Genomic DNA, 6,577 nt, shown 5'->3' on the forward strand with positions numbered 1-6,577 from the left:
AAAGTTATCGCGACCGCCAGTCTAGGTACGCAGGGCAGGATGATCTATGATGCAAAATCTTGAATCCTTTACCGAAACCCCGAAAATGATGCCTCCAGAACCGTTCGACGTGTCCTCTGACCTCATCAACGAGCTGTTGCGCGGCATGCGCCTGCGGGGCGTCGAGTACCGCCGTATCCAGGCCGGGCCGGCGTTTGGCCTGGGCTTTGCGGCCAAACCCGGGCATGCGTACTTCCACCTTGTCGCCGCCGGCGGCGTCACCCTGCGTACCGAGGACGGCACGCAGTACGAACTGACGCCGGGCAACGCCGTGTTCATCTCCCACGGGGGCGCCCATCAGTTGCTCTCCAGCCCGGAGGTGCCGGTGCAGGACATCGACAGCTTCAACGCCGCAGCCCTCGGCGATGCGGTGTGTGCCGTGGATGCCCGCACCGATGCAGGCGTGGCTCAAAGCACCCTGCTCTTCAGCGGCTGCATGGAGTTTGAACTGGGGAGTTTGCACGGCCTTGGCCGCCTGATGCCGGACCTGATGCTGATCGACGCCAAGGGCCAACGTTATCCGGGGTTGATGCCGATCCTGGCGGCCATGGAGCGTGAAGTCAGCAGCGCCCGCATCGGCTTCGCCGGCATACTGGCGCGCCTGGCGGACGTGGTGGCGGCCATGGTTGTTCGGGGCTGGGTCGAATGTGCCTGCGGGAATGCGTCCGGCCTGGTGGCCGCGCTACGCGACCCGCGCCTGGCCAAGGCCCTGCTGGCGTTGCATCAACAGCCTGGGCGCGACTGGACGGTGGAAGAGCTCGCGGCGCAGTGTCATACCTCGCGCTCGGTGTTCGCCCAACACTTTCAAACCACAATCGGAACGCCACCGTTGCGCTACGCCACCGAACTGCGGATGCGCCTGGCCAGCCAGTGGCTGACGCTGGAGCGGCTGCCCATTGAAACCGTGGCGCAGCGCCTTGGCTATAACTCCCAGGCCGCGTTCAGCCGGGCATTCAAGCGCGTCACCGGGCAGCCGCCGGGGGCCAGCCGGCGATCTTGAGCCGCTAGGAAAAGTGCGTGATCAACATTTCTCGCACTGCACTGACCAGCGAAGCCTCGCCCGGACGCGGCGGTAACAGGCTGAACTCGACATCGGGCAGCGCCGGAAGCGTTTGAATCGACCGGCATGCCTCGGCCCCGGCAGGCACGGCCGAGCTGTTCAGGCACGCCACGCCCAGCCCCGCCAGCAGTGCCGATTGCAGGCCCGCCACCCCGGACGCGGAATGCGCAATGACATACGGCACCCCGCGCGCATCCAACAGGTCGATGGTGAACCGCTGCAAGCTGCAATCCTGGGGAAGTACCACCAACGGCAGCGGCGCCACGTGTTCGTGCTGTGCGTCGAACCCACTGAGTGCCACCCACCGCAGGGCCTCTCGTCGTACGGGAATGCCTTCGGGAAGGCTGCGACCGTCGAGGATGCGCATCGACAGGCCAATGTCGAATTCGCCGCTGTTGGCGCCCTTTTCGATTTGCAGGCTCTTGCGCACCGAAACATGCAACCGAAGCTGCGGATATCGCGTGCGCAAACCCTTCAACATGCCCGCGATGGCGCTCGGCAAAAAATAGTCGGTGATGGCCAGGCGCAGTTCGCCGCTCAAGGTCACGCCGCGCATGTCCTCAAGCACGCAGTCACTCAGCGCGAGCAATTCACGCGCATGTGCCAGCAGGCGCTCCCCGGCAGGTGTGGGGCTCACGCCTTTTTTGCCGCGCTCCAGCAGCGTCACGCCGGTGAAGGTTTCCAGCTTGCGAAGTTGCTCACTGAGCGCGGACTGGGAACGGCACAGCTTGGGCGCGGCCGCCGAAAGGCTGCCGGATTCCAGGATGGTGACGAAGGAGCGCAGTTGCTCAAGGTCAAAGGGGCGCATGTCTAACCTGCGTTTTTTCCGATAGATATCATTATATCTTCCCGTTTTTCAGATCCGAATAATTTTCTTAATCTGGCACCTCACCCTACCCTTACGAGGAATTCGCCATGCCAGGCATCACCCTGAAAATATCCGGAGAACGCAATCCCGAACTGGTCCGCCAGCTCGTCCCGCAGCTCACTGCACTGACCTGTGAAGTGCTCGAGAAACGCCCGGAGCAGACCTTGCTGATTCTCGATTTTGTACCGCATGACCAGTGGTTCATTCATAACCGCTCGCTGGCCGAACATGGGCGCAACGCATTCCGCCTGGAAGTCACCGTGACCGATGAGACCAACACCAAGGCGCAAAAGGCGCGTTTTCATCGTGAGGCCTACACGCTGTTGGCGGAGTTGATCGGCAACCTGCACCCGCACTCCAATGTGCACATCATCGACTGCCGGGCCAGTGCCTACGGCTATGAAGGGGTGACTCAGGAGTACCGCTATCAACACACTTGATAGGCCGGGAAAAAGCCGCGCATGCATGTCGATCAGGTCAATGCGCGGCTCATCAAGTCCGTGAACAGTTGCAGAACCCGTTCATCATCCACGCCCAACAATCGATCCCCCACATAGCATTCGGTCTTGCACCATCCCGGCACCTCGGTGGGTTGCAGGTGTGTGAACAGCCAACACCCGTGCTGGCGGGTAATCTCATCACGGGCGTTGAGCAGTGCCGCGCAGTCTGCGTCGAAATACAGGTGAAGCATGTTCACCTGAGGCGTGCGCGGCAGGGTGCGAATGCCGGGAATCGCTTGCAGGCAGGTCGCCAGGCGCAGGGCGCGCTGATAGCAGGCCTCCAGCATCCCCAGGCGTTGGTCAAAGCGCATGGCCGTGGAGACCACCATCGGGCTCTGCTTTATCAAGGTGCCGCCCAGCCGTTTACGCCACAGGCGGGCCTGCTGGATAAAGTCGGTGTCGCCCGCCAGCAGCGAGCCGGCGATACCGCCGAGGCCCTTGTAGGCCGAGACGTACACGGAGGAGAAACCTTCAGCGATTTCGGCGTAAGAGCGCTGGTAGTAGGCGCGGGTTTCCCATAGGCGGGCCCCGTCCATATGCAGCGGTGTATTCGAGGCCGCCGCCGTCGCCTTCAAGGCCTCCAGTTCATGCCATTCAGGCAGTTGCCCACCGATCTCCCGGGCAGGCAGCTCCACCACCAGGCAGCTCAGTGGCTCGGCAATCGCTGCGAGGTCGTCGGCCAGGATCGGTCGCAATCGGTGGCCCACCATCACCCCATGCAAGTGCAGCAAGGCCTGGAACGCCTGCTCTTCGTGCAGCTGCAAATGCGAGGACGCATGTATCCCGAAGCGCGGCAGCCGGCGTCGCTCACTCCAGATATTGAGCGCAATCAATTGCGCCATCACGCCACTGGGCATGAACACTGCCGCGGGCTTGCCCAACAATTCGGCAACCTTGGCTTCAAAGCCTTCGATCAAGGCACCGCTGCCATAGTTGTCATGGGACACATGGTTGGCCTGTGCCCAGTCCGCCATTTCCTGGAACCACTGGGCCGGCGTGGGCTCTGCAAACCCATTGATCTCTTCAGTGCAGGCCGCCTTGAGTAGGCGGCGTTCTTCATCAATGTCTGATGTCACGGTTGAGCGCCTGTGCAGGGAGGAAGTACGTCCAGGAATGGCCGGCCTGGTGAACGTATCAGTCCTTGACGAGGCTGGCCATGCGCAGCCTTAAAAGATCATGCCCACTCACCACCACAATCCCCACCAGCACCAGCACCGAGCCCACGATGAACGATGACTGCAGCGTCTCGTCCGGCAACCACACCAGCAGGCTCAGGAACGAGAACACCACCGTCTGGAAGGCCAGGCTGGCGACGGTAATGGCCGAGAAATGCACCCGGATTTGCCCGGTCGCACACGCAAGCGCAGCCAGGATCACAAATGCCTCGGCAAAAGGACCGTTGACGCGGGCTTTTATGACAAAAAATTCATACAGCTAAACTGTACAGTTTTTCTGCACGCATGCTAATGTCCGAGCATGAACAAACCTTCCATCACCTCCGAAACCCAATCCGCCGCCCTGGCTGCCGAGCTGCGCATCTCCCTGGGCAAGCTGATACGCCGGCTGCGGGAACAAACCCATCCGAACGATTTCACTTCCGCCCAGAAGTCGGTGCTGCTGCGCCTGGACCGAGACGGGCCCAGCACCGTCTCGGCCCTGGCCCGGGCGGAGAGCGTGCGGCCGCAGTCCATGCGCATAACCGTGGCCGGGCTGGAAACGATGAAAGCGATCAGGGGCAAACCCGACCCCAGCGATGGGCGCCAAACCCTGATCGAGCTGACTCCCGGCTTTCGTAAGCACCTGATCGCCAGCCGGGCAGCCAAGGACGATTGGCTGTTGCGGGCGCTGCAGGAGCAACTGTCTGCCGAAGAACAAGCTGAACTCGCGGCAGCGGTAAAGCTGCTGGAGCGCCTCGCCGACTTTTGAGCCACTTCTATCCGTTCGAGGACCTCCCATGGCCGTCACCTTGCTGGATCCCAACACCGCGCTGATCATCGTGGACTTGCAAAAAGGCATCGCCGAATACCCGTTCATCCACCCCATCGGCGCCGTGGTGGAACGCTCCCGTGCACTGCTCGACGCGTTCCGCGAGCGCGGCATGCCGGTGGTGCTGGTCAACGTCACAGGCTTCGCCCCCGGGCGTACCGAGCGGCCACGGCGCAGTGATGTGTTTCCACCAGGATGGGCCGACCTGTTGCCCGAACTCGATCAGCAACCCGGCGACATAGGGGTGACCAAACGCACCTGGGGCGCCTTCGCCAGCACTGATCTTGAGGCGCAACTCAAAGCACTCGGCGTGACTCAAGTAGTGATCACCGGCGTTGCTACCGGAACCGGCGTGGAGTCCACCGCGCGCCAGGCCTACGAGGCCGGCTTCAACGTGACCCTGGCCGTCGATGCCATGACCGACGCGAACGCCGAGGCCCATCACTACAGCCTGAACCAGGTACTCCCGAAGCTCGGGGAAACCGGCACCGCGCAAGAGATCATCGGCTTGCTTGCAACAAGGGGTGCGTGACGATGCAATGGCATGAGCTGGTGTCTTATTTCTTCGGCGGCGTATTGCTCGCCAACGCGCTGCCCCATTGCCTCAGTGGCTTGATGGGCCAGTCCTTCCAGACGCCGTTTGCCAAGCCGCGCGGCCAGGGGCGGTCCTCCTCGACGCTGAATGTGCTCTGGGGTTTTCTCAACCTGGTGATCGGCTACGTGCTGGTCTGCCGGGTTGGGGACTTCGACCTCAAAAGCACCGCTGATGTGCTCGCCCTCGGGCTCGGGGCCTTGGCCCTGAGTGTATTCCTGGCGCAGCATTTCGGGCGCTTCAACGGTGGTCATTCCTCAGGGCCGGTGTGAGTTCGATGGGCATTTTCCGCTCGCTGCGCAGCGTCAACTACCGCATTTGGGCCGCCGGCGCCCTAGTGTCGAATATCGGCACCTGGATGCAACGCACGGCCCAGGACTGGCTGGTGCTGACCCAGCTCACGCCGCATAACGCGTCGGCCGTCGGCATCGTCATGGCGTTGCAGTTCGGGCCGCAATTGCTGTTGCTGCCCTGGACCGGCTTCGCCGCCGATCACTACGACAAGCGCAAGCTGCTGATGGTCACCCAGGGCGTGATGGGCGTGCTGGCGCTGATGCTGGGGGTGTTTACCCTGACCGGCATCGTGCAGCTGTGGCACGTGTATGTGTTCGCGTTTTTGTCCGGCTGCGCCTCGGCCTTCGATGCGCCGGTGCGGCAGATATTCGTGGCAGAGCTGGTGGGCGAAGCGGACCTGTCCAATGCCATCGCGCTCAATTCCACCTCGTTCAACATGGCGCGCATGATTGGCCCGGCGGTGGCCGGCGTGACCATCGCGTCGGTGGGCACCGGCTGGGCGTTCCTGCTCAATGGCGCGAGCTTTTTCGCGGTGCTGGCCTCGCTGTTTCTGCTGCGGGTTTCCGGCCTGCACACCAGCCTGCGGGCGCTGCGCACCAAGGGCAGTCTGACTGAAGGCCTGCGCTATGTGTGGGCGCGGCCGGACCTGATGGCGATCCTGATCATGCTGTTCTTGATCGGCACCTTCGGCATGAATTTTCCGATCTTCATCTCGACCATGGCCGTCACCGTGTTCCACGCCGATGCCCGCGGCTATGGCCTGCTGACGTCGACCCTGGCCATCGGCACCGTTGCCGGGGCGCTGCTCGCAGCCGGTCGCGAGCGGCCACACTTCAAGGCGTTGTTGATCGGCGCGCTGGTATTCGGGGTGGGCTGCACGCTGGCGGCGATTGCCCCGAACTATTGGTTGTTCGCCGGGGCGCTGGTGATCATCGGCGTGGGCGCCCTGACCTTCAGCAACACCACCAACAGCCTGATGCAACTCACCACCGAACCTTCCATGCGCGGCCGGGTAATCGCCCTGCGGGTGGGCGTGGCCCTGGGCGGCACACCGATTGGCGCACCGATTGTGGGCTGGGTGGCCGACCATCTTGGCCCGCGCTGGGCGTTGGCGGTCGGCGCGGCCTCGGGCATCCTGGCGGCCGGCGTGGCGGTGTACACCATGACGCGCAAGCTGGATCGGCCTAAAAATATGTGATGGGCAACACAGCTCCCACAGTTGATCTTCGCAGGCTCGC

At 62.9% G+C, this 6,577-nt stretch carries 9 protein-coding genes; 6 read left to right on the forward strand and 3 right to left on the reverse strand.

The features are described 5' to 3' along the window. Positions 1 to 49 precede the first annotated feature (49 nt). Entirely contained in the window at positions 50 to 1,039 is a 990-nt protein-coding gene (locus tag HX805_RS14130; RefSeq protein WP_177116962.1) for an AraC family transcriptional regulator, read from the forward strand. 4 nt (positions 1,040 to 1,043) lie between these two features. Here HX805_RS14130 and HX805_RS14135 read toward each other — a convergent pair whose 3' ends face one another. After that, a complete protein-coding gene (locus HX805_RS14135; protein ID WP_177116963.1) occupies positions 1,044 to 1,907 on the reverse strand; it encodes a LysR family transcriptional regulator in 864 nt (287 codons plus the stop codon). Between the two features lie 107 nt (positions 1,908 to 2,014). Here HX805_RS14135 and HX805_RS14140 point away from each other — a divergent pair, with 107 nt between their 5' ends. Further along, positions 2,015 to 2,407 (forward strand): tautomerase family protein, encoded by a 393-nt coding sequence (locus HX805_RS14140; protein WP_003214522.1) that lies wholly within the window; start codon positions 2,015 to 2,017, stop codon positions 2,405 to 2,407. A gap of 32 nt (positions 2,408 to 2,439) precedes the next feature. Here HX805_RS14140 and HX805_RS14145 read toward each other — a convergent pair whose 3' ends face one another. Together HX805_RS14145 and HX805_RS14150 are read right to left on the reverse strand one after the other, a co-directional pair. After that, the gene (locus HX805_RS14145) at positions 2,440 to 3,543 is read right to left on the reverse strand and encodes a beta-eliminating lyase-related protein (protein ID WP_177116964.1); all 1,104 of its coding nucleotides are present in this window, start codon (positions 3,541 to 3,543) and stop codon (positions 2,440 to 2,442) included. Positions 3,544 to 3,601: 58 nt separating this feature from the next. Beyond that, positions 3,602 to 3,844 carry a hypothetical protein gene (locus HX805_RS14150; RefSeq protein ID WP_177021312.1) on the reverse strand — a complete coding sequence of 81 codons (243 nt, stop codon included), beginning with the start codon at positions 3,842 to 3,844 and terminating at the stop codon, positions 3,602 to 3,604. A 99-nt stretch (positions 3,845 to 3,943) separates the two neighbouring features. On the opposite strand from HX805_RS14150, the gene HX805_RS14155 reads away from it, so the two are divergent. From HX805_RS14155 to HX805_RS14170, 4 genes are read left to right on the forward strand one after another with little or no spacing between them, the layout of a single operon-like run. Further along, entirely contained in the window at positions 3,944 to 4,393 is a 450-nt protein-coding gene (locus HX805_RS14155) for a MarR family winged helix-turn-helix transcriptional regulator (RefSeq protein ID WP_003214523.1), read from the forward strand. Positions 4,394 to 4,421: 28 nt separating this feature from the next. Further along, on the forward strand, positions 4,422 to 4,985 hold the full coding sequence (locus HX805_RS14160; RefSeq protein ID WP_177116965.1) for an isochorismatase family protein: 564 nt from the start codon (positions 4,422 to 4,424) through the stop codon (positions 4,983 to 4,985). Between the two features lie 2 nt (positions 4,986 to 4,987). Then, complete coding sequence (locus HX805_RS14165) at positions 4,988 to 5,317, forward strand: hypothetical protein (RefSeq protein WP_102368490.1); 330 nt, start codon at positions 4,988 to 4,990, stop codon at positions 5,315 to 5,317. Positions 5,318 to 5,322: 5 nt separating this feature from the next. Beyond that, a complete protein-coding gene (locus HX805_RS14170; RefSeq protein WP_003214526.1) occupies positions 5,323 to 6,537 on the forward strand; it encodes an MFS transporter in 1,215 nt (404 codons plus the stop codon). Positions 6,538 to 6,577: the final 40 nt, after the last annotated feature.

Origin of the sequence: Pseudomonas sp. G5001 (assembly GCF_013385475.1) — a bacterium.
In the GTDB taxonomy this organism is placed as follows: Bacteria; Pseudomonadota; Gammaproteobacteria; order Pseudomonadales; family Pseudomonadaceae; genus Aquipseudomonas.